General features: G+C 68.7%; 17 protein-coding genes. 11 read left to right on the plus strand and 6 right to left on the minus strand.

Translation table 11 applies throughout. The annotated features are described in order from the left end of the window. Positions 1–882, minus strand: coding sequence for a biotin--[acetyl-CoA-carboxylase] ligase (locus tag AC4D12_RS11880; protein WP_490950148.1), 882 nt, complete (start codon positions 880–882; stop codon positions 1–3). A gap of 48 nt (positions 883–930) precedes the next feature. Here AC4D12_RS11880 and AC4D12_RS11885 point away from each other — a divergent pair, with 48 nt between their 5' ends. Then, the gene (locus AC4D12_RS11885; protein WP_490950149.1) at positions 931–1146 is read left to right on the plus strand and encodes a hypothetical protein; all 216 of its coding nucleotides are present in this window, start codon (positions 931–933) and stop codon (positions 1144–1146) included. Here the strand turns inward: AC4D12_RS11885 and AC4D12_RS11890 are convergent. Beyond that, the gene (locus AC4D12_RS11890) at positions 1095–1952 is read right to left on the minus strand and encodes an SDR family oxidoreductase (RefSeq protein ID WP_490950150.1); all 858 of its coding nucleotides are present in this window, start codon (positions 1950–1952) and stop codon (positions 1095–1097) included. The genes AC4D12_RS11885 and AC4D12_RS11890 overlap by 52 nt on opposite strands. Before the next feature lie 247 nt (positions 1953–2199). Here AC4D12_RS11890 and AC4D12_RS11895 point away from each other — a divergent pair, with 247 nt between their 5' ends. From AC4D12_RS11895 to AC4D12_RS11905, 3 genes are all read left to right on the plus strand, one after another. Then, entirely contained in the window at positions 2200–3783 is a 1584-nt protein-coding gene (locus AC4D12_RS11895; RefSeq protein ID WP_490950638.1) for an acyl-CoA carboxylase subunit beta, read from the plus strand. Positions 3784–3971: 188 nt separating this feature from the next. Further along, a complete protein-coding gene (locus AC4D12_RS11900; RefSeq protein ID WP_490950151.1) occupies positions 3972–4340 on the plus strand; it encodes an acyl-CoA carboxylase subunit epsilon in 369 nt (122 codons plus the stop codon). Between the two features lie 479 nt (positions 4341–4819). After that, a complete protein-coding gene (locus AC4D12_RS11905; protein ID WP_490950152.1) occupies positions 4820–6118 on the plus strand; it encodes an HNH endonuclease in 1299 nt (432 codons plus the stop codon). A 253-nt stretch (positions 6119–6371) separates the two neighbouring features. Here AC4D12_RS11905 and AC4D12_RS11910 read toward each other — a convergent pair whose 3' ends face one another. Continuing rightward, complete coding sequence (locus AC4D12_RS11910; RefSeq protein WP_490950153.1) at positions 6372–7367, minus strand: hypothetical protein; 996 nt, start codon at positions 7365–7367, stop codon at positions 6372–6374. Continuing rightward, positions 7364–8038: a DUF6318 family protein gene (locus tag AC4D12_RS11915; RefSeq protein WP_490950154.1), complete on the minus strand. Its 675-nt coding sequence runs from the start codon at positions 8036–8038 to the stop codon at positions 7364–7366. The genes AC4D12_RS11910 and AC4D12_RS11915 overlap by 4 nt, the downstream gene beginning before the upstream one ends. A 341-nt stretch (positions 8039–8379) precedes the next feature. Between AC4D12_RS11915 and AC4D12_RS11920 the strand changes: the two genes are divergently transcribed. From AC4D12_RS11920 to AC4D12_RS11940, 5 genes are all read left to right on the plus strand, one after another. Further along, the gene (locus AC4D12_RS11920) at positions 8380–10089 is read left to right on the plus strand and encodes a DUF885 domain-containing protein (RefSeq protein WP_490950155.1); all 1710 of its coding nucleotides are present in this window, start codon (positions 8380–8382) and stop codon (positions 10087–10089) included. 176 nt (positions 10090–10265) lie between these two features. Further along, entirely contained in the window at positions 10266–11690 is a 1425-nt protein-coding gene (locus AC4D12_RS11925; protein ID WP_490950156.1) for a dicarboxylate/amino acid:cation symporter, read from the plus strand. A 203-nt stretch (positions 11691–11893) separates the two neighbouring features. After that, positions 11894–12454 carry an AMIN-like domain-containing (lipo)protein gene (locus tag AC4D12_RS11930; protein ID WP_490950157.1) on the plus strand — a complete coding sequence of 187 codons (561 nt, stop codon included), beginning with the start codon at positions 11894–11896 and terminating at the stop codon, positions 12452–12454. Between the two features lie 94 nt (positions 12455–12548). Continuing rightward, entirely contained in the window at positions 12549–13181 is a 633-nt protein-coding gene (locus AC4D12_RS11935) for a Maf family protein (protein WP_490950158.1), read from the plus strand. A 108-nt stretch (positions 13182–13289) separates the two neighbouring features. Beyond that, positions 13290–15149: an acetyl/propionyl/methylcrotonyl-CoA carboxylase subunit alpha gene (locus AC4D12_RS11940; protein WP_490950159.1), complete on the plus strand. Its 1860-nt coding sequence runs from the start codon at positions 13290–13292 to the stop codon at positions 15147–15149. Between the two features lie 150 nt (positions 15150–15299). Here AC4D12_RS11940 and AC4D12_RS11945 read toward each other — a convergent pair whose 3' ends face one another. Then, positions 15300–16712, minus strand: a complete 1413-nt coding sequence (locus tag AC4D12_RS11945; protein WP_490950160.1) for an MFS transporter — start codon at positions 16710–16712, stop codon at positions 15300–15302. Positions 16713–16956: 244 nt separating this feature from the next. Further along, positions 16957–18357, minus strand: coding sequence for an NAD(P)H-quinone dehydrogenase (locus AC4D12_RS11950; protein ID WP_490950161.1), 1401 nt, complete (start codon positions 18355–18357; stop codon positions 16957–16959). 99 nt (positions 18358–18456) lie between these two features. Between AC4D12_RS11950 and AC4D12_RS11955 the strand changes: the two genes are divergently transcribed. Continuing rightward, on the plus strand, positions 18457–19257 hold the full coding sequence (locus AC4D12_RS11955) for a purine-nucleoside phosphorylase (protein ID WP_490950162.1): 801 nt from the start codon (positions 18457–18459) through the stop codon (positions 19255–19257). Positions 19258–19354: 97 nt separating this feature from the next. Beyond that, positions 19355–21118 carry a phospho-sugar mutase gene (locus tag AC4D12_RS11960; RefSeq protein WP_490950163.1) on the plus strand — a complete coding sequence of 588 codons (1764 nt, stop codon included), beginning with the start codon at positions 19355–19357 and terminating at the stop codon, positions 21116–21118. Positions 21119–21189 lie beyond the last annotated feature (71 nt).

A 21189-nucleotide genomic window follows, 5' to 3' on the forward strand; every position in this document is an offset into this window, starting at 1 on the left:
CTACGCCTGCGGGCGGAGGTGCACGACGTCCCCGGCGGTGACGGTGTGCCGCTCGCCGTCGTCGTCGCGCACGATCAGGGCGCCGCTGGGATCCAGGGCGAGGGCGCGTCCGCTCAGCGCCGCGCCTCCCGGGAGCTCGGCCCGCACGTCCTGCCCGAGCGTCGCCGTCCGCGCGGCGACGCGCTCGTGGAGGGAGAGCCCCGCGGCCCAGGGAGCGGAGGCATCGCCGTCGACGTCGCAGAAGGCGCGGTAGTGATCCGCGAAGGTCCGCAGGAAGGACTTCAGGAGGATGTTGCGGTCGGTGGTGCCGGCGTACTCGAGCAGCAGGCTCGTGGCCGTCCGCACGGGGAGCTCGGCGTCGGTGAGGCTGACGTTCAGGCCCACCCCGACGACGACGGCGGGCGGTTCGGCGCCCGGTCCGGGCACGAACTGGCCGAGCACACCGGCGAGCTTCCGCCCGTCCACCGTGATGTCGTTCGGCCACTTCAGCTGGGGCGCTATCTCCGTGCGCTCCTCGATGCTCTCCGCGAGTGCAAGGGCTGCGAGAAGCGTGAACCACGAGTAGGAGGTGGTGGGCAGCGGCCTGCCCTGCCGGTTGAAGGGCCGCAGCAGCACGCTGACGAAGAGGGAGGACCGTTCCGGTGCTACCCACACCCGTTCCAGACGCCCACGGCCTGCGGTCTGGTCCTCGGTGGCGAGCACGCTGAGGTCCGGCCATCCGGCGGGTTCCTCGACGGCGTGCCCGGCGAGGTCCGTGTTGGTGGAGCCGGTGCGTGGCAGCACGTCGAGTCGTGGGAACGGGCCGGACGGCATGCAGAGCGCTGTCCTCAGGGCACCCAGATCGAGGCCGGGGCGCTCGAGATTGGAGTAGCGGGAGGACATGCTCCCGATCCTATCCGGCACGCGCGCCTGACTCCTGACCGCGTTCGCTTGACCTCGTCCGCCGCGGCGGCCGGAGGAGAGGCCGGTCCCGTCGGTCTCGCCGATCTCGCCGGTCCCGTCGGTCTCGTCGGTCTCGTCGGTCTCGCCGGTCTCGCCGGTCTCGCCGGTCTCGCCGGTCTCGTCGGTCTCGTCGGTCTCGTCGGTCTAATCGCTCAGAGGAAGATGTCGGGGACGAGCTGGTCCTCGGGCGCGCCCAGGCTGTAGGGCGTGAGGTCGGTGATGCCCTCCTCCCTCAGCACCTGCTCATCGGTGTAGAAGTTGCCCGTGCAGCTCCTCGAGGGCCGCACGAGCACGGCGTGCGCGGCGTCGGCCACGATGTCGGCCTTCCTCGCGGCCTGCACCATGCGGCTGCCGCCCGGCATGTTGCGGATGGCGGCGGTGTCGATCAACGTGGCGGGCCAGAGCGAGTTCACCGCTACGCCCTCCTCCTTCAGTTCCTCGGCGAGGCCCAGGGTGGTGAGGCTCATGCCGTACTTCGCCATGGTGTAGGCGAGGTGCACGCCGGCCCACCGGGGCTCGAGGTTGAGCGGCGGCGAGAGCGTGAGAATGTGCGGGTTCGAGGAGCGCTGCAGTGCCTCGAGCGCGAACTTGCTCAGCATGAAGGTGCCGCGCACGTTGATGTCCGCCATGAGGTCGTAGCGCTTCATGTCCACGTCCGGCGTCTTCGACAGGTCGATCGCGGAGGCGTTGTTCACCACGATGTCGATACCCCCGAACGCGGCGGCGGTCGCCTCGACCGCGCCGCGGACGTCGTCGTCGTTCCGGACGTCGCCGACGATCGGGAGGGCGCGGCCGCCTGCCGCCTCGATCTGCTCAGCCGCGGTGAATACCGTGCCCTCGAGCTTGGGGTGCGGCTCGCCCGTCTTGGCCATCAGCGCGACGTTCGCGCCGTCGCGCGCCGCCCTGAGTGCTATCGCCAGACCGATCCCCCGGCTGCCGCCGGACATGATCATGGTGCGGCCCGCAAGCGTTCCGGACGCTGCGGCGTGGTCTTCGGTACGTTCAGTCATGCCCTCAGCGTAGACAGCGGTCGACGGCGTGGCGCCGTGCGACGCACCGGTGGTTACCGGTCGGTAACATCCTGTGGTCGGCCAAGTCGCTGCGGGGGAAACTGTAGGGCCTCTACAACCGCATGCCGGAGGGCGCTCACTAGACTGGGGGAATTGCGCCGTTCGTTGTCGGAAACCTCCAGTCAGGTCCTTCGGGCCGAGCGTGCGTCCCCGTTCCCCGCCGACCGGAGTATCGATGCACCAGGATCTGCAGACCAGCCTCACCACGACGGCCGGGAAGCTCGCCGACTTCCGGAGGCGCCAGGCGCTCTCGGAGCAGCCCTCGGGTCCTGAGGCCGTCGAGAAGCAGCACGCGCGCGGCAAGAACACGGCGCGCGAGCGCATCGACATGCTCGTGGACGAGGACTCGTTCGTCGAGTTCGACGCCCTCGCGGTGCACCGCTCCACCGCCTTCGGCATGGAGAAGAAGAAACCCCTGGGCGACGGCGTCGTCTCCGGGTACGCGACGGTCGACGGCCGGCTGATCGCCATCTACAGCCAGGACTTCACCGTCTACGGCGGATCGCTGAGCCAGGTCAACGGCGAGAAGATCGTCAAGGTGCAGGAGTTCGCGTTGCGGAACGGGTGCCCCGTGGTGGGCATCAACGACGGCGGCGGTGCGCGCATCCAGGAGGGCGTCGCGTCGCTCGCGATGTTCGCGGACATCTTCCGGAACAACGTGCACGCCTCGGGCGTGATCCCGCAGATCTCCCTCATCATGGGCCCCTGCGCGGGCGGCGCCGCCTACTCCCCCGCGCTGACCGACTTCGTGGTGATGGTGGACAAGACCTCGCACATGTTCATCACGGGCCCCGACGTCATCAAGACCGTCACGGGCGAGGACGTCGACATGGAGACCCTGGGAGGCGCACGCCAGCACAACACGACCACCGGCACCTCGGCCTATCTCGCCACCGACGAGGCCGACGCCATCGGTTTCGTCCGTGAACTCCTCGACTTCCTGCCCTCGAACAACCTCGCGGAGGCGCCCCTCACCGAGTTCGTCGAGGAGCTGTCGCTGAACGACGATGACCTCGCGCTCGACGTCCTCATCCCCGACGCCGCGAGCCAGCCGTACGACATGCACGCGGTGATCGACGCCATCGTGGACGACAGCCACTTCCTCGAGATGCAGGCGCTGTACGCGCCGAACGTCGTCACCGGGTACGCCCGCGTGGAGGGCCACACCATCGGGATCGTGGCCAACCAGCCGCTGCAGTTCGCCGGGACGCTGGACATCAGTGCGTCCGAGAAGGCCGCGCGCTTCGTGCGGCACTGCGACGCCTTCAACATCCCGATCCTCACCCTTGTGGACGTGCCCGGCTTCCTGCCGGGCAAGGACCAGGAGTTCCAGGGCATCATCCGCCGCGGCGCGAAGCTGCTGTACGCCTACGCCGAGGCCACGGTGCCCAAGCTGACCGTCATCACCCGCAAGGCCTACGGCGGCGCGTACATCGTGATGGGGTCCAAGAAGCTCGGTGCGGACCTCAACCTCGCGTGGCCCACTGCGCAGATCGGCGTGATGGGTGCCCAGGGCGCCGTCAACATCCTGTACCGCGGGCAGCTCAAGGCCGTGTCCGACGCCGGCGGGGACGTCGAGGCGGCGCGCGCAGAGGTGGTGCAGCAGTACGAGGAGGAGCTGCTGAACCCCTACCAGGCGGCTGAGCTCGGGTACGTGGACGCCGTCATCGCCCCGTCGGACACGCGTCTGCAGATCGTCCGCGGGCTACGCGCCCTGCGGGACAAGCGGGCCACGAACCCGGTCAAGAAGCACGGGAACATCCCGCTGTGAGTGACGTGCCTCGTGAGGTTGCTGCCACGTCCGAGGATGGCGGCGCTTCCGGCCGGCTGGATGACTCGAACACCGGAGTGTCGGAGGGTGCTGGCCGCAAGACCGGTGGGGTAGCCGGGGTGTTCAGCGGCGTAGGCGCCGGAGTATCCGAAGTAGTGAGGGGCGTGACAGGTGGTGTGGCAGGTGGTGTGGCAGGAGTTCTGGGTGGCGTGAACGCCGCGGTGTCCGGTCTCTCGGGGGGATTGTCCGACGCCGCCGACGGTGGGAGCGCCAGGAGATCCGGCGGCGCCGGGGCGGCTCCCGGGTCCGATCATCATGCGGCCGCCGGCGACCGAGCTGCATCGACCGACGGCGAACCCGACGCTCAGATCCTCACCGTGGTGTCCGGTCGGCCGACCGATGAGGAACTGGCGGCACTCACCGCCGTCGTCGTCGCGCTTCAGGCGGAAGGCGCCGAGGACGATTCCGCCGGTCAGGCGCGGTCCTGGGTGCGGCGTGCCCTTCTCCGACTCGGCCCGACACCCGGCCCGGGGTCCTGGCGTCGCAGCTCGCGCTGACCAGCGCTCCGGCTTTCGAGGACGCGTTGTACCCCTCGCGCCCGTTGCGCCCGTCGCGCCCGTTATGCCGGTCATGCCGGTCATGCCGGTCATGCCGGTCATGCCGGTCAGGCCGGTCATGCCGCCGTTACAGCTCCACTGCGCAGCGCGCTCGGTTCGGCGAAAGACGCAGAGCGCATATCACTGCATGCGCTGAATCATGGACCTGTACGCGTAGTTGCGGGGGGGGATATTCCCGCAACTACGGGGCTATCACACCGCTCACTGTGCTCCGCACCTGTGCGTTGATCGCGTAGCGCATTGTCCTGCCGAATATTCGCGCAGGGCCGGCCTGGAATCACTGGACAGAACCCTGGCTGAGCTTGCTTCTGTCATTTCGCATCGTTCGCGTCAGCTTGAATCTTCTGAGCGCTTCTCGGAATTCTGCATGATGAAGTCTGTCGCCCTAAAATGTCGGTGGTGGCGGGGATAATCATCCTATGAACAGCGTCCCGGAAGTCGATGAGTATGAACTCATCGCCGACCGCATCAGGGCACTGAATTCCGAGAAAGCCCGCATCGAGTCCGAGATCGCGACGAACACCGAGCAACTACGCGAATTGTTCGAGAACCGACTGATCAGCCGCGGTCACCTACCCCGACCCCGCACCGGACGGGCACGCACGAACTTCGCCGACACCGTCACCGCCACAGAGATCGCGGGCCTGCTGCGCATCCCTGAACGCTCAGCCCACCGCTTCGTGCAACACGCAGCGGTCCTGGTCAACCATCACCCCAGAACCCTCGACGCCCTCCGACAAGGCGTCATCTCCTGGTCCCACGCAACAGCCCTCGTGCACGAATACGCAGGCTTACCCGACGCCACCTCCCACCTGCTCGAAGAACAACTCCTGCCCATCGCCGCCGACACGACCGCACCTCGCATGGCCTACCGCGCCCGGAAGCTCAGAGCCGACCTGCATCCCGTCGCCCTCGAAGAACGAGCCCGCACCGCAACCCTCGAGCGACACGTCACCCTCGAACCCGCCGACGACGCCATGGCCTGGCTCCACATCCTCCTCGACGCCACCAACGCCACCGCCATCGACGCCCGCCTCACCCACGCCGCCCGCGCCCTCCAGACTCCACAGGAGCACCGGGACCTCGCCCAGCTACGCACCGACGTCCTCACCGACCTCCTGCTCACCGACACCCAACACACCCACCTCATAGACGCCCAGCTCACGGACCAGGAGCTCGGGCAGCATCAGGTCGGGCAACAGGTCGGACATCCGGCTGGACAGGCCTCCAACCGGCCCTCCGTCCGCGCGCATGTGAACGTCACCGTTCCCGTGCTCACCCTGCTCGGCGTCGATGACGCACCGGCCGATCTAGAGGGCTACGGACCCATCCCCGCGGACATCGCCCGCCGGCTCGCCGCTCACGCACCGTCCTTCACACGCCTCCTCACCCACCCCGAGACAGGCACCGTCCTCAGCGTCGGCCGCACCACCTACGCCGTCCCCGCCGACCTCAAACGATGGCTGCGCGTCCGCGACCGAACCTGCCGACACCCCGGATGCTCCGTCGCCGCCTCGCGCTGCGAACTCGACCACACCACACCCTGGTCCCACGACGGCAACACATCCCACGACAACCTCGCGCACCTGTGCCGCAAACACCACATGCTCAAAACCGAAGGCATATGGCACTACCAACACCACCCCAACGGCACACTCACCGCCACCTCACCCGGCGGAGCAACCTACGCCAGCGCCCTGGAACCACGAACCGACTGACTCTCTACACGGGTCGTCACTGACGGTCAGATGACGTCCGACCAAAACACGCTGACGCACAGACAGATCGAGCACAGGTCAGGCCTGGCGGCGCAGGGATGCGCCCGGTTGCATGGGAACGCAGGGATCGATCCTGACTAAGCGGCCGACCGTAAGCCACCGGGCGCGGTCAACGGACAAGCGCGGTCAACGGATTCCTGTGGTCAGCGGGCAAGCGCGGTGAGCGGATTTCCCGCCCAGCGGATTCCGGCGATCAGCGGGTGGGTGGTTGGCAGCCGATACCGGTCGGGTTCTCGATGCAGTTCTCACTCACGCTATGACCCTCGGTCCGCCAGATACTCATCAGATGAGGCTCCGAGACCACCGCCGCTTCCCCCGCGACCGGCTGGAACGGACCCCCGTCCACCGAGTAATCCCCCGCGAAGAACGTCGTCAACGTCACCTCGTAATCACCGGTCTCCGACCACTGATGACTGGTCGCCGTCTGCGTATCGAACGCACCCTCCGGGACAGGGCCGCCCGGCGTCGACGTCGTCGCACCCGACCCGTCCCCGTAGCCCCACACGAACGACACCGGGCGGGCCTTCAACACGATCGTCGCGTCCTGGAACTCGAACGTGAACTCCTGTTCCACAGCCTCCGCGAACACATTCGAATGCGCGTTCCGCAACCCGAAATTCGACGGCTGAGACACGATCGTCGCTGCCAGCACCGGCTGCTTCTGGAACTCCTCAAGAGTCAACACAACCGGCAGATCCTCCACAGCCACCTCACCCTCCACCGGCGGCTCCGGCGGCTGATTCGGATACATACACGACGACCGACCCGTCGGCGTCTCCGACGCCGGCTGAACATTGCTGTTCACCTCAATCCAATTCACCACCACCCCACCCGGCTCCGCATCACACCGCGCATTCATCACGGGGCACGTCGCCGGGTTCAGAGCGTCCTCGGCACCAGCCGTACAGGCACGTTCATAGACATAACTGATGCCATCGTCCTGAGGAAGCAACGCAGGATCGGCCTTGTCTAAGGCAGGCTCGTTGGGAGGTGGAAGGCCAGGATTGCCAGGGTTACCCGGCTTCGTCTGCACTGATAAGTTGCTCCCGACAAAGTTTTTTTCTGAGGTTCCAATTTCGGGAAGGGGAGGGGCGTCAGCTGCAATGGCGGAGAGGGCAGCCCCTTGAACCGAAGTAACAAGGGCCAGAGCGACGGTCAAAATCCATATTCTTCCTGCATTGACCGTCATTTCGTGCCCTCCACCGCCCCGTAATCCAGCAGAATCCATTTACCTTCCTGGTAAAGCGCATTCACGACGTCGAACGCAGGCGGATCCTGTTCGGGGACAGTTCGAAGTGTCGTGCCGTCTGTCTCGAAGTAGATGATCTCGCTCTGCTGATTCTCCACATAAGCCTGAACAGCTCCAGAGGTTGTCTTCTCGAAAGTTGTATCGAAACTCACCACGGTAACGTCCGCTCCGCGGACCCATCTACCCTGCCCGTAGAGCTCAACAACGGCAGTCTTGATGCTCGCGCAAGTCCTGCACCCAGGGTCCGTCAATCGATCGAATTCCGCCCAGCTGTTCGTGGCGTAGCCATAACTGAGCAGTTCGAACCAGTATTCGGTGAACGCCTCCAGGCCCTCCGCGGTGTTCTCGTCCGCGAGCGCGGGCTTCACGGGAACAGGGATGTTGGCGGCTGGGCCCAGGGACGAAGCAGGAGACGGCTCGGGCGTCGACGGGGCAGTCGATGATGCGGAAGCGGACGCAGACGCTGAGGCAGCCTGCGACGGAGCATCCGGCGTCTCGGTTGCGGAAGGATCGTCAGAGCCCTGGCAGCCGGTCAACGCCATCAACACCACAGCACTACCGGCCACCACCGGACCCAACCGGCGACGCACCATCGAGAACGCGAACGACATCTAACTCCCCCACTCGTGACCGGCCACCCGAAATCGCCCTCAGCATAGCCCGAAGCACCTGATCCGGTCCCGGTTGTCCACAGGTGATCGCGCACGCGGAGTTCGCCGCAGTCGAGCGACCGTCGGGAGCCCGCCGAGAGCCTGAGAGCTCGTTAGCCGTCGAACTAAACGTGGGATCAAAGGAGGAAAACAGGCCCGGACGGGACACGAGAACGAAGCGACGAGAAGACGAGAAGCAGCCGCCGAGGAGCCGGCAATAAGGACCAGCGGTCGAGAGCGCTCACACCCCGACCGACCCACATGATGGCTCGCGGCAACGGTCCGGCGATAGGCTTCCCCCCGTGACCTACACCACTGATGACACCGAGCAGCCCACCCGCGCATCCACAGCGATCGACGCCGTCGCCACCTCCTACTACGAGACCCTGCTGGAGTTGATGCCGAATTTCGCGACCGAACTGGGCATCCCCGGCCACGAGACGGAATACCAGGACTACTCCCCTGCCGGACTGGAGGCACTCGCCGAAGCGACCCGCGAGACGCTGCAGCGGCTCGAGGACCTCGAACCGACCGACGACGTCGACGCCGTGACCCTCGACGCGATGCGCGAACGCCTGGGCCTCGAACTCGAGATCCACGACGCCGGGCTCGACTACTCCGAACTCAACAACATCGCGTGCCCTGCACAGAGCATCCGCGCCATCTTCGACCTCATGCCCACTGCGACCGCAACCGACTGGACGCACATCGCTGGCCGGATGGCGAACATCCCCGCAGCCATCGACGGGTACATCTCCTCCCTCCGTGCCGGGCGCGAGCGCGGTCTGGTCGCCGCCCGCCGGCAGGTCGCCATCGTGGTGGAACAGTCCACGAAATACGCGGAGGACGGCGGCTTCTTCGACACCCTGGGCGCCACCACCAGCGCGGACGACGGAGACCTGTCGGAGTCGCTACGCGCCGACCTCAGGGCGGGTGCGGACGCCGCGCGGACCGCCTACCGGCACCTCGCCGCCTTCCTGCAGGACGACCTCATGTCCACCGCTCCGGAGAAGGACGCCGTCGGCCGTGAGCACTACGCGCTGATGTCGCGACGCTTCCTCGGGTCCGCCGTTGATCTCGAGGAGACCTACCAGTGGGGCGTCGAGGAGCTCGACCGCGTGATCGCCGAACAGGAGGCCGTGGCGAACGATATCCGCGAGGACGCGAGCATCGAGGAGGCCATGCGCCTCCTCGACGAGGAACCCGCCCGCCAGCTCCAGGGCACGGATGCATTGCAGGCGTGGATGCAGGAACTCTCGGACAAGGCCGTGGACGCCATGGCCGGCGTGCACTTCGACATCCCCGACATCATGCGCCGGCTCGAATGCAAGATCGCCCCCACCAACGAGGGCGGCATCTACTACACCGGCCCCAGCGACGACTTCTCCCGCCCGGGCCGCATGTGGTGGTCCGTGCCCGAGGGCGAGGACTCCTTCACCACGTGGAAGGAGACGACGACGGTCTACCACGAGGGCGTTCCCGGTCACCACCTGCAGATCGCGACCGCCACCTACCAGCGCGCCCTCCTGAACCCCTGGCGTCGCAATGCCATCTGGGTCTCGGGCCAGGGCGAGGGCTGGGCCCTGTACGCCGAGCGGCTCATGCAGGAGCTCGGTTTCCTCGCGGATCCGGGCGACCGCCTCGGCATGCTCGACGCCCAGCGAATGCGTGCCGCCCGCGTGGTCTTCGACATCGGCGTGCACCTCGAGCTCGACGTCCCGGAGCGTTGGGGCGAGGGGACCTGGACGCCAGACAAGGGGTACGAGTTCCTGAAGCGCAACATCGCCATCAGCGAGGGGCAGCTGAACTTCGAGTTCACGCGCTACCTCGGCTGGCCCGGACAGGCGCCGTCCTACAAGATCGGCCAGCGGCTCTGGGAGCAGATCCGCGACGAGGTTCGTGCGTCGGAGGGCGACGCCTTCGACCTCCGCGCCTTCCACACGCGCTCCCTCAACCTGGGCTCGGTGGGCCTCGACACGCTGCGGCGTGCGCTCACGGGCCACACCGGCTGAGTAGACATTCGTCACGGGCGGGGCGGGAATACGTCCCGACCCGCCCGCCGCGGCCCGGAATGACGCGGAAGTGCGCGGACGGACGTCGACCGCGACGACAACGGCGGTCGGTGCCGACGTAACATTTCGCAACTCGGGCTTCTCTCGTGTAAGGGCTGGCCCCTAGTGTTTCGGCCGTGCCTACTGAAACGACCTCCCCCACCTCCCGCCGGAGGCTGCCCCGCTGGGCGACCTCGTTCGGCCCCCAGATCATCGCCGCCCTCGTCGTCGGGCTCGGCCTCGGATTGCTGGCCAAGTACACCGGCCACACCAGCGAGACACCCACGCCCCTCGGCACGACGCTCGCCACCATCGGCTCGAGCTACGTCGCCCTGCTGCGCGCCGCCGTCGTGCCCCTCATCTTCACGGCCGTCGTCAGCTCCATCGCCAACCTCCGCGCGGTCAACAACGCCGCACGCCTCGCCGGCCAGACGCTCCTCTGGTTCGCGATCACGGCCCTGATCTCCGTGGTGATCGGTATCGCGCTCGGTGTCATCCTCCAGCCCGGCGCCGGCACCGAAGCCACCGAGCCCGCCGAGTACACCGGAAGCACGGGCAGCTGGTGGGCCTTCCTCACCGGGCTGATCCCCGCGAACTTCCTCGGCCTCCAGGCCTCCTCGAACGTCGCCGAGTCGGGCGCCGTCACGACGGCCCTGAACTTCAACGTGCTGCAGGTCCTCGTCGTCGCCGTCGCCGTCGGCATCGCGGCGCTCAAGGTCGGCAAGCAGGCCGAGCCGTTCCTGACCTTCAACGCCTCGGCGCTGGCCGTCATCCAGAAGGTGCTGTGGTGGATCATCCGGATCGCGCCCATCGGCACCATCGGCCTCATCGGCAACGCCGTCGCGGTGTACGGGTGGGACACCATCGGATCGCTGGGCAAGTTCACGCTGGCCATCTACGTGGGCCTCGCGCTCGTGCTGTTCGCCGTCTACCCGGTGCTCATCAAGGCGCACGGCCTGTCCGTCCGGCAGTACTTCTCCGGCGCATGGCCCGCCATCCAGCTCGCTTTCGTCTCGCGCTCCTCAGTGGGCACGCTCCCCCTCACGCAGCGTGTCACCGAGCGGAACCTCGGCGTTCCCCGCGGCTACGCCTCGTTCGCCGTGCCGCTGGGCGCGACGACGAAGATGGACGGGTGCGCCGCGATCTACCCGGCGATCGCCGCGATCTTCGTCGCCCAGTTCTTCGGTATCGAGCTGACCCTCACGCAGTACCTCCTGATCGCGCTGGTGTCCGTGCTCGGTTCGGCGGCGACCGCCGGCACCACCGGCGCCGTGGTCATGCTGACCCTCACCCTCTCGACGCTGGGGCTGCCCCTCGCGGGCGTCGGCCTGCTGCTCGCCGTCGATCCCATCCTCGACATGGGCCGCACGGCCGTGAACGTCGCCGGCCAGGCGCTCATCCCCACGATCGTCGCCAAGCGCGAAGGCATCCTGGACCGCGACCTGTACGACGCCGAGCGCACGGGTGACCCCTTCGCCGACGACAGCGCCTCCGAGACCGCCGCATCCGACGCCGTCGCCGACGCCCCGAACGACGGCATCTCGACCGCCGTCACCCGCTGACCGGACGCCGTCACTCGCTGATCGAACAGCGCTGACCGAACAGCGCTGATCGGACCCCGCTGATCGACACGGCGGCCCGCCCACCCAGGGCGGGCCGCCGTCGTCGGTTAACGATTCGGCGGCGTTCCTCGCCCACCCCGCGCTTTCACTGGTACGCGGGCGCATCATGGACGCACCAATCCAGCTCGACAAGGTGGTGCACCATGGATCGACCGCACCTGACGGGGAGAGTCCCCGCCACACTCGCCGCCCTCGCCCTCGCCGGAGGCCTCGGCCTCGCAGGGGCACCGCCGGCATCCGCCGTCTCCTGCGGCATCACGTGGGGCTCCACCGCCAAGGCCTCCCCCATTCACTCCTCCGCTCCCGTCACCGACGTCCGGTCCGGCAGGCACTCCTGTTTCGACCGACTCGTCATCGACGCGCGCGGACCCGTGTCTGGCTACCGCGTCGGCTACGTGGACCAGGTGCCCCAGCCGGGCTCCGGTGCTTCCGTGCCGCTCCGGGGAGGCGCACGGCTCTCGGTCACGGTTCTCGCTCCCGCGTACGACGCCGCAGGTCGGGCCACGTACTCCCCCGCGAACCGTGCGGAGCTCGTGGACGTCGCAGGCTACTCGACCTTCCGCCAGGTGGCCCTCGCGGGCAGCTACGAGGGCCAGACGACGCTCGGACTCGGCGTGCGGACGCGCCTTCCGGTCCGTGTCACGGTCCTTCCCGGACCGGGTACCGGTTCCAGGGTGGTGATCGACGTCGCTCACCGCTGGTGAAGGTTCCCGCCCGGTCCCGGCGCAGCGTCGCCCCGGGACCGAGCGGGTAATTCCCTGCAACCACCGCCCCTCCCGCCAGCCCTAGGCTTGGTGCATGACCCTCCGCCTGATCCTCGCGTCGAAGTCCCCAGCCCGCACGAAGCTCCTCCGCGAGGCGGGCATCCGGCACGATGTCCTGGTGTCCGAGGTCGACGAACCGGCCGTGGCCGCCTCCTACGGACCGCTCGACCCGTACGACACCGCACTGCTCCTCGCGCGCGCGAAGGCCGAGGCGGTCGCCTCGCTCGACGCCGCCGAGGAGTCCCTCGTGATCGGCTGCGATTCCGTGTTCGAGTTCGACGGCGAGGCGCACGGCAAGCCCTACGAACCCGCCGTCGCGATCGAACGCATCAGCCGGATGCGCGGGCGCTCCGGCGTCCTGCACACCGGGCACTGGCTGGTGGACACGCGCGACGACGGTTCCGGCGCGACGATCGGCGCGGTGTCCTCCGCGACCGTGCACTTCGGGGACATGACCGACGCCGAGGTGCACGCGTACGTCGCCACGGGCGAACCTCTCCAGTGCGCCGGATCCTTCACCATCGACGGGCTCGGTGGTGCCTTCATCGACCGCGTGGACGGCGACCCCCACGCCGTCGTCGGTCTGAGCATCGCCACCCTCCGCGGCCTCCTACAGGCGGCAGGGGTGTCCGTGACCGCGTTCTGGCCGGATGGAGGCTCCTTGTAGGTTCCCTACAAGACACGGGGTGCCAACACTCCTTCTCAGCACGATTCATGGGCGGAAGCCACAAGACCGGGCTAGGCTCCGAGCTGAGAAGAAGGAGCCACACGCCTCATGAGTCAGCACCCCCACGTCCCGTCCGAGGTCACTGCCCACCCCAGCGCGAACGGCACCGGTGACGCCGGTACGGCCACCACCGCCGGGACGCGGAGGACGATCACGAAGGTCCTCGTGGCCAATCGCGGCGAGATCGCCGTCCGCGTCATCCGGGCGGCCCGCGACGAAGGCATCGCATCGGTGGCCGTCTACGCCGAGCCCGACCGCGAGGCGCTCCACGTCCGCATGGCCGACGAGGCGTTCGCGCTCGGTGGCTCGACCGCCGCGGACTCCTACCTCGTGATGGAGCGCATCCTCGACGCGGCCGCCCGCAGCGGGGCGGACGCGATCCACCCCGGGTACGGCTTCCTGTCCGAGAACGCCGAGTTCGCGCAGCGCGTCATCGACGCCGGCATCACCTGGATCGGCCCGTCACCCAGCTCGATCTCGCAGCTGGGCGACAAGGTGCAGGCGCGCCACATCGCCGAGCGGGTCGGCGCCCCGCTGGTCCCCGGCACCAAGGACCCCGTGGCCTCCGTCCAGGAGGTCATCGACTTCGCGGACGAGTTCGGGCTGCCCCTCGCGATCAAGGCGGCCTTCGGTGGTGGCGGGCGCGGCATCAAGGTGGTCCGCAACCACGAGGAGATCCCCGAGCTGTTCGACTCCGCGGTCCGGGAGGCGACGGCGGCCTTCGGTCGCGGGGAATGCTTCGTGGAGCGCTTCCTCGATGCCCCCCGCCACGTCGAGACCCAGTGCCTCGCCGACGCGCACGGCAACGTCGTCGTCGTCTCCACCCGCGACTGCTCCCTGCAGCGCCGCAACCAGAAGCTCGTCGAGGAGGCTCCCGCGCCGTTCCTCACCGACGAGCAGAACACGCGCCTCTACGAGTCCTCGAAGGCGATCCTCACAGCAGCCGACTACCAGGGTGCAGGCACGTGCGAGTTCCTCGTGGGCCAGGACGGCACCATCTCGTTCCTCGAGGTCAACACCCGCCTCCAGGTGGAGCACCCCGTCTCCGAGGAGGTCACCGGCCTGGACCTCGTGCGCGAGCAGTTCCGCATCGCCCGCGGCGAGGCCCTCGGGTACGGCGACCCCGTGGTCCGCGGCCACTCCTTCGAGTTCCGGATCAACGGTGAGGACGCCAGCCGAGGCTTCATGCCCGCACCCGGCACCGTGCAGACCCTCACCCTGCCGAGCGGACCCGGCGTCCGCGTGGACTCCGGCATCGAGGCGGGCGAGGTCATCGGCGGCACCTTCGACTCCATGCTCGCCAAGCTCATCGTCAGCGGAGCCACCCGCGAGCAGGCGCTGCAGCGGGCGCGCCGTGCCATCGGTGAGATGGTCGTCGAGGGCATGCCCACCGTGCTCCCCTTCCACGCGGCCGTCGTCGTCGACCCGGCGTTCGCCCCGACGGACGGCCCGTTCTCCGTCCACACCCGGTGGATCGAGACCGAGTTCGCCAACACCATCGAGCCGTGGTCGGGACCTGCCGAGGCGGGCGCGGAGGAGGACTCCCGGCAGCGGGTGACCGTCGAGGTGGGCGGGCGTCGCCTCGAAGTGGTGCTGCCCTCCGGTCTCGGAGCGGCATCCAACGGCAAGTCCGGCGCACCGGTCAAGTCCAAGAAGTCGTCGCGGGCGAGGGCCGGCAAGGCCGCCGTCAGCGGGGACGAGCTCACCTCACCCATGCAGGGGACCATCGTGAAGGTGGCCGTCACCGACGGTGACGTGGTGTCCGAGGGCGATCTCGTGGTGGTGCTCGAAGCCATGAAGATGGAGCAGCCCCTCACGGCGCACCGGAGCGGCACCGTGACGGGACTCGCCGCGGCGGCCGGGGACACCGTCTCCGCGGGATCGGTCATCGCCAGCATCAAGGACTGACAAGGGCAGGCACCGCTGCCTCCTGCCCACGGGCCCTCGCTGCACTCCGCATGGCTCACCCATGAGCACGCGTCACCGACGACGACGGCGCCGCCCCCGGTGAGGAGGCGGCGCCGTCGTCGTTCTGTCGTCAGCAGGCCGGGAAGGCCGTCAGGCGACGTCGTTCTCGTAGTCGTGATCGCGCGTCTCACGGGAGACGAACAGCGCGATGAACGTCACGACGGCCGCGACGCTCAGGTACAGGCCGACGAGCACGGTGCTGCCACCCGCGCGCTGCCAGAGGGCGACGGCGATGAACGAGGCCGGGGCGGCACCGATCATGCTCGAGACGTTGTAGGCGACGGCAGAGCCCGTGTAGCGGACGTTCGCCGGGAACAGCTCGGGCAGCACGGCGGCCATCGGCCCGAACGTGAGCCCCATGAGGGTGAAGCCGATGATCAGCAGCGCCATGGCGCCGACCGTCCCGGCCCCGAACAACGGCGCCCACAGCAGGCCGAAGACTGCGATGCCGACGGTGGTGGCGAGAAGCATCTTGCGGCGGCCGAAGCGCTCGGCCAGCGGACCGGAGATGACGGTGAAGATACCGAAGAACACCACGCCGATGATCAACATCCATAGGAAGTCCGTGCGGGCCATGCCGAGCCCGGGGACGAACGCGGCCTCCTGGGCGGCGGTGAACTGGCCGCCCACGGCCTCTGCCCTGGCGCGGGCCTGCTCCACGCTCGAGGGCGCGGTGCCGTAGGTCAGGGTGAAGGCGGTCATGAAGTAGAACAGCACGTAGGTGGCGAACATGATGAAGGTGCCCAGGATGAGGCGTCGCCAGTGACGCGCGAACGTCGTGCCGAGCGGGATCTTCACGACCTTGCCCTCGCTCTGGACCTTCTGGAAGGACGCACTCTCGATCAGCTTGAGGCGCACGTACAGCCCGATGATGACCATGACGGCGCTCAGGAGGAACGGCACGCGCCAGCCCCAGGCGAGGAACTGCTCCGGCGTCAAGGTGGTGCTGAGCAGCACGAACAGCAGGTTCGCGAGGATGAAGCCGATCGGGGCGCCGAGCTGCGGGAAGGTACCGAAGATGGCGCGCTTGCCCTCGGGGGCGTTCTCCGTGGCCAGCAGCGCGGCACCGCTCCATTCACCGCCGAGTGCGAGGCCCTGCAGGAAGCGGAGCACCACGAGCAGCAGCGGGGCGAGGAACACCCAGCCGGGTGTGGTGGCCGCGGGCAGCAGGCCGATCAGGAACGTGGCCACACCCATGGTCAGCAGTGACGCGACGAGGGTGGCCTTCCGTCCGATCTTGTCGCCGAAGTGACCGAAGACGATGGAGCCCAGCGGCCGCGCCACAAAGGCGACGCCGAAGACGGCGAACGAGCTGAGCAGCTGGTTCGCCTCGGTCTGGTTGGGGAAGAAGAGAGCCGGGAAGACGAGGACCGCGGCCGTCGCATAGATGTAGAAGTCGTAGAACTCGATGGTCGTGCCGATGAGGCTGGCGAAGATCACCCGACCCCTGGAGTTCAGTGGCGCAGTGGTTCCGCTGGTGCCAGCGGAGGTGGAGGAGGTCATGGCGTCGGCTTTCTCGGGTGGGCGCCGGGCCGTGGCACCTCGCGGCGCAGCCCGTCCCGGGACCGGTGCTTCTGATCGATCCTGATATCAGACCACCGGCGTCCACCAGACGGATAAGAGTGTCCACAGTGTGGACACTGGGAACTCTTCCGCGACATCAGGCCGCCGGCCCTCCGCCTGCCGCTAGGGACGCCCTACAGAAGCACCGACTCTCCTGGTGGATGTGGTTCCGCCCGGCCGTGACCTACAGGTGGACGTGCAGGCGCCGGGCCGCTTCCGAGATGGACCCCGTGAGCGAGGGGTAGACCGTGAAGGTGTTCGCGACGTCGTCGACGTGAAGCTTCTTCGTGACCGCGAGCGCCAGCGGGAAGATCAGCTCGGAGGCGCGCGGGCCTACCACCACCCCACCGATCACGGTTCCCGAGCCCTTCCGGGAGATGACCTTCACGAAGCCGTCCTTGACGTTCATCATCTTCGCCCGGGCGTTGGTGTGCAGCGAGAGCTTGACGACGTCGCCCTGGTAGTTGCCGGACGCGATGTCCTCCTCCGTGACGCCGACCGTCGCGATCTCGGGAGAGGTGAAGATGTTGGAGGCGACCTGCTTGAGCTTGATCGGGCTCACGGAATCGCCCATGAGGTGCGCGATCGCGATGCGGCCCTGCATCGCGGCAACCGATGCCAGGGCGAAGACGCCTGTGCAGTCGCCCGCGGCGTAGACGTTCGGCGCGGTGGTGCGGGAGACGCCGTCCACCTGGATGTGACCGGATTCGCCGACCGCGACCCCGGCCTCCTCGAGGCCGATGTCCGTGGTGTTGGGTACGGCCCCCACTGCGACGAGGCAGTGACTGCCCTCGACGGTGCGCCCGTCCGCCAGCCGGACGATCACGCCGTCCTCCGTGCGGTCCACGGCCTCGGCACGGGACCTCGACAGCACCGTCATGCCGCGGTCGGTGAAGACGCCTTCCAGCACCTCTGCGGCGTCGGCGTCCTCGCCGGGCAGCACGCGGTCGCGGCTGGAGATGAGCGTCACCTTGGATCCGAGGCCGTTGTAGGCGCTCGCGAACTCCGCCCCTGTGACGCCCGATCCGACGACGATGAGGTGCTCGGGGATCCGGCGGAGGTTGTAGAGCTGGGTCCAGTTGAAGATGCGTTCGCCGTCGGGCATGGCACTGGGCAGTTCGCGGGGCGTGGAGCCGACGGCGAGCAGCACGGCGTCGGCCTCGACGATGGTCGTCTCACCCTCGGAGACCACTTCGAGTCGGTGGTTGTCGAGCAGCTTGCCGGCCCCGATGATGATCTGCACCCCGAGGCGCTCCAGGGTGGCCCGGATGTCGGAGGACTGCTCGACCGCGAGCTTCAGCAGACGCTGGTTCACCTTGTCGAGGTCCGCGTACACCGCGCTTTCGGCGGAGAAGTGCACGCCGAGGCCGCTGGCGTCGGTGAAGCGCGTCATGGTGTCCGCGGTCGCGATCAACGTCTTGGACGGCACCACGTCCGTGAGCACGGCCGATCCGCCGAGGCCCTGCCGCTCCACGATGGTGACCTTCGCCCCGAGGGAGGACGCCACCATCGCGGCTTCGTACCCGCCGGGTCCGCCGCCCAGGATGGCAAGGCGCAGTGAACTGAGATCGAGTTGATTGGTCACGTGTCAATCATCGCCCATGCCACTGACACCGCGGAAACAAGCCCCTCGAGGGCGAGCGGCGGCGTCGCGCCCGTTCGGGCCAGGAGGTAGGTTGATGCGGTGACTTCTGATCCTTTCGACCTGGCCCGCGACGCCGCCGACCACATCATCCGTGCCACCGGGATCGCCCGACACGACACCGCGCTCGTCCTCGGCTCCGGCTGGGGCGAGGCGGCCGAACTCATCGGCGAGACCACGCACACGCTCGATGCCGCGGACATCCCCGGCTTCTCGGCCCCCGCCGTCGTCGGCCACACCGGGACCATCCGCTCCGTCCTCACACCGAACGGGAAGCGCGCCCTCGTCCTGGGTGCCCGCACGCACTTCTACGAGGGCAAGGGAGTGCGCGCCGTGGTGCACGGCGTCCGGACGGCCGCTGCGGCCGGCGCGACGACGATGATCCTCACCAACGGCTGCGGAGGGCTGCAGGAGCACTGGCAGCCCGGCACTCCCGTACTCATCAGCGACCACCTGAACCTCACGGCGACCTCACCACTCGAGGGCGCCACCTTCGTGGACCTGACGGATCTGTACTCCTCCCGCCTGCGCGACGTCGCGCGCCAGGTGGACCCCACGCTCGAGGAGGGCGTGTACGCGCAGTTCACGGGCCCCCACTACGAGACCCCCGCCGAGGTGCGGTACGCCCGGCGCATCGGTGCGGACCTGGTCGGGATGTCCACGGCGCTCGAAGCCATCGCCGCGCGCCATGCGGGCATGGAGGTGTTCGGGATCTCCCTGGTCACGAACCTCGCGGCGGGCATCAGCCCGGTGCCGCTCAGCCACGCGGAGGTCATCGAGGCGGGCCAGGCCGCCGGCCCGCGGATCTCCCGCCTGCTCGCGGACATCGTCGCCGCGATCTGACCACGCCCGCCTACGCCGGGCTCCGCTCCGGACCCCGCTGCACCTCACACGACGGCGAGCCACCGACGGCCGCCTCCGATCCACGAATGGGACTCCCATGACCACCACGGACCTCAGTGCCCTCCTCGACACGGCCGGGGAATGGGCGGACACCGACCCCGATCCTCGGACGCAGGCGGAGCTGCGCGACCTCATCCTCCGCGTCCGTTCCGGCGACGCGGCGTCCGCGGCCGCCGAGCAGGATCTCCGCGACCGCTTCTCGGGGCAGCTCGCCTTCGGCACCGCTGGCCTCCGCGCGGAACTCGGCGCGGGCCCGCAGCGCATGAACCGCGTCGTCGTCCGGCGGGCCGCCGCCGGCGTCGCCGCACACGTCCTCGAGCTCGCCGCGGGCGCGTACGCACCCCGCGCCGTCGTCGGCTTCGATGCCCGCCACAACTCGCGGATCTTCGCGGAGGAGACCGCGGCCATCTTCACGGCGGCCGGGATCGAGACGTTCCTCCTGCCGCGCGAACTGCCGACGCCGGTGCTCGCCTACGCCCTCCGCGCCCTCGAGTGCGAGGCGGGCATCATGGTCACCGCGAGCCACAACCCGCCGCAGGACAACGGGTACAAGGTGTACCTCGGAGGGCGCGCGGTCGAGGAGGAGGCGCGGGGCGTGCAGATCGTCGCGCCGCACGACGCCCGGATCGCGGCACACATCGCTTCCGTCGGCGCACTCGCCACTGTGAAGCTGGCCGACTCGGGCTGGCAGGTGCTGCCCGAGAGCATCGAGACCGACTACATCGCCTCGGTGTCCGCCCTGACGGATCCGACGATGACGCACCGCGACCTGCGGATCGTCCTCACCCCGCTGCACGGCGTGGGCGGCCGGACGGCCGCGGCGGTCCTCGCTGCGGCAGGATTCGACGACGTCACCCTCGTGGAGCGCCAGGCGGAGCCCGACCCGGACTTCCCCACCGTCGCCTTCCCCAACCCGGAGGAACCGGGCGCGCTCGACCTCGCACTGGAGACCGCCGGGCAGCTGGACGCGGATCTCGTCATCGCCAACGATCCCGACGCCGACCGCGTGGCCCTCGCGGCACGGGAACCGTCGACGGGCGCTTGGCGCATGCTGCGCGGCGACGAGGTGGGCACGCTCCTCGGCTTGCATCTCGCGGCCCGCCACACGGCCACACCCCACGACGACGCCGGTGGCGGCACCGCTGGCGACACCGCCCTCCGCCCCGTCTTCGCCAACTCCATCGTGTCCTCGCGGATGCTCGGGCGCATCGCGGCAGTCGCGGGCGTCGAGCACGTCCAGACGTTGACCGGATTCAAGTGGATCGCCCGCGTGCCGCACCTCTCCTACGGGTACGAGGAGGCACTGGGTTACTGCGTGGCCCCGGAGGTCGTGCGCGACAAGGACGGCATCTCCGCCGGCCTGCTGCTCGCCGAACTCGCTGCCGCGACGAAGGCCGCCGGCCGTACGCTCTTCGGCCTGCTCGACGATGCCTTCCTGGTGCACGGCCTGCATGCCTCGGACCAGGTCTCCGTCCGCGTCGGGAGCCTCGGACTGCTCGGCGCGATGATGAACCGCCTGCGGGAGAACCCGCCGACGTCCTTCGCCGACTCCCCCGTCACGGTCACCGAGGACCTCGCCCAGGGTTCGGCGCAGTTGCCGCCGACCGACGGGCTGCTGTACCTGACGCAGGACGAGACCCGCGTGATCATCCGCCCGAGCGGCACCGAGCCGAAGCTCAAGTGCTACCTAGAGGTGGTGGAAACCGTCGGTTCGGCCGCGGAGCTCGACGCCGCCAAGCTCGCCACCCGGGCCCGCCTCGATGCCGTGAAGCGCGACGTCGGCGAGGCGCTCGGGCTCTGACCCGTCGGGCCGGGCAATCGCAGTTCCGGCCGGTCGCCGTGTCAGGACCAGGTGAGAGCCGGGCCACCAGT

This window comes from Arthrobacter sp. TJ-266, from assembly GCF_058269115.1.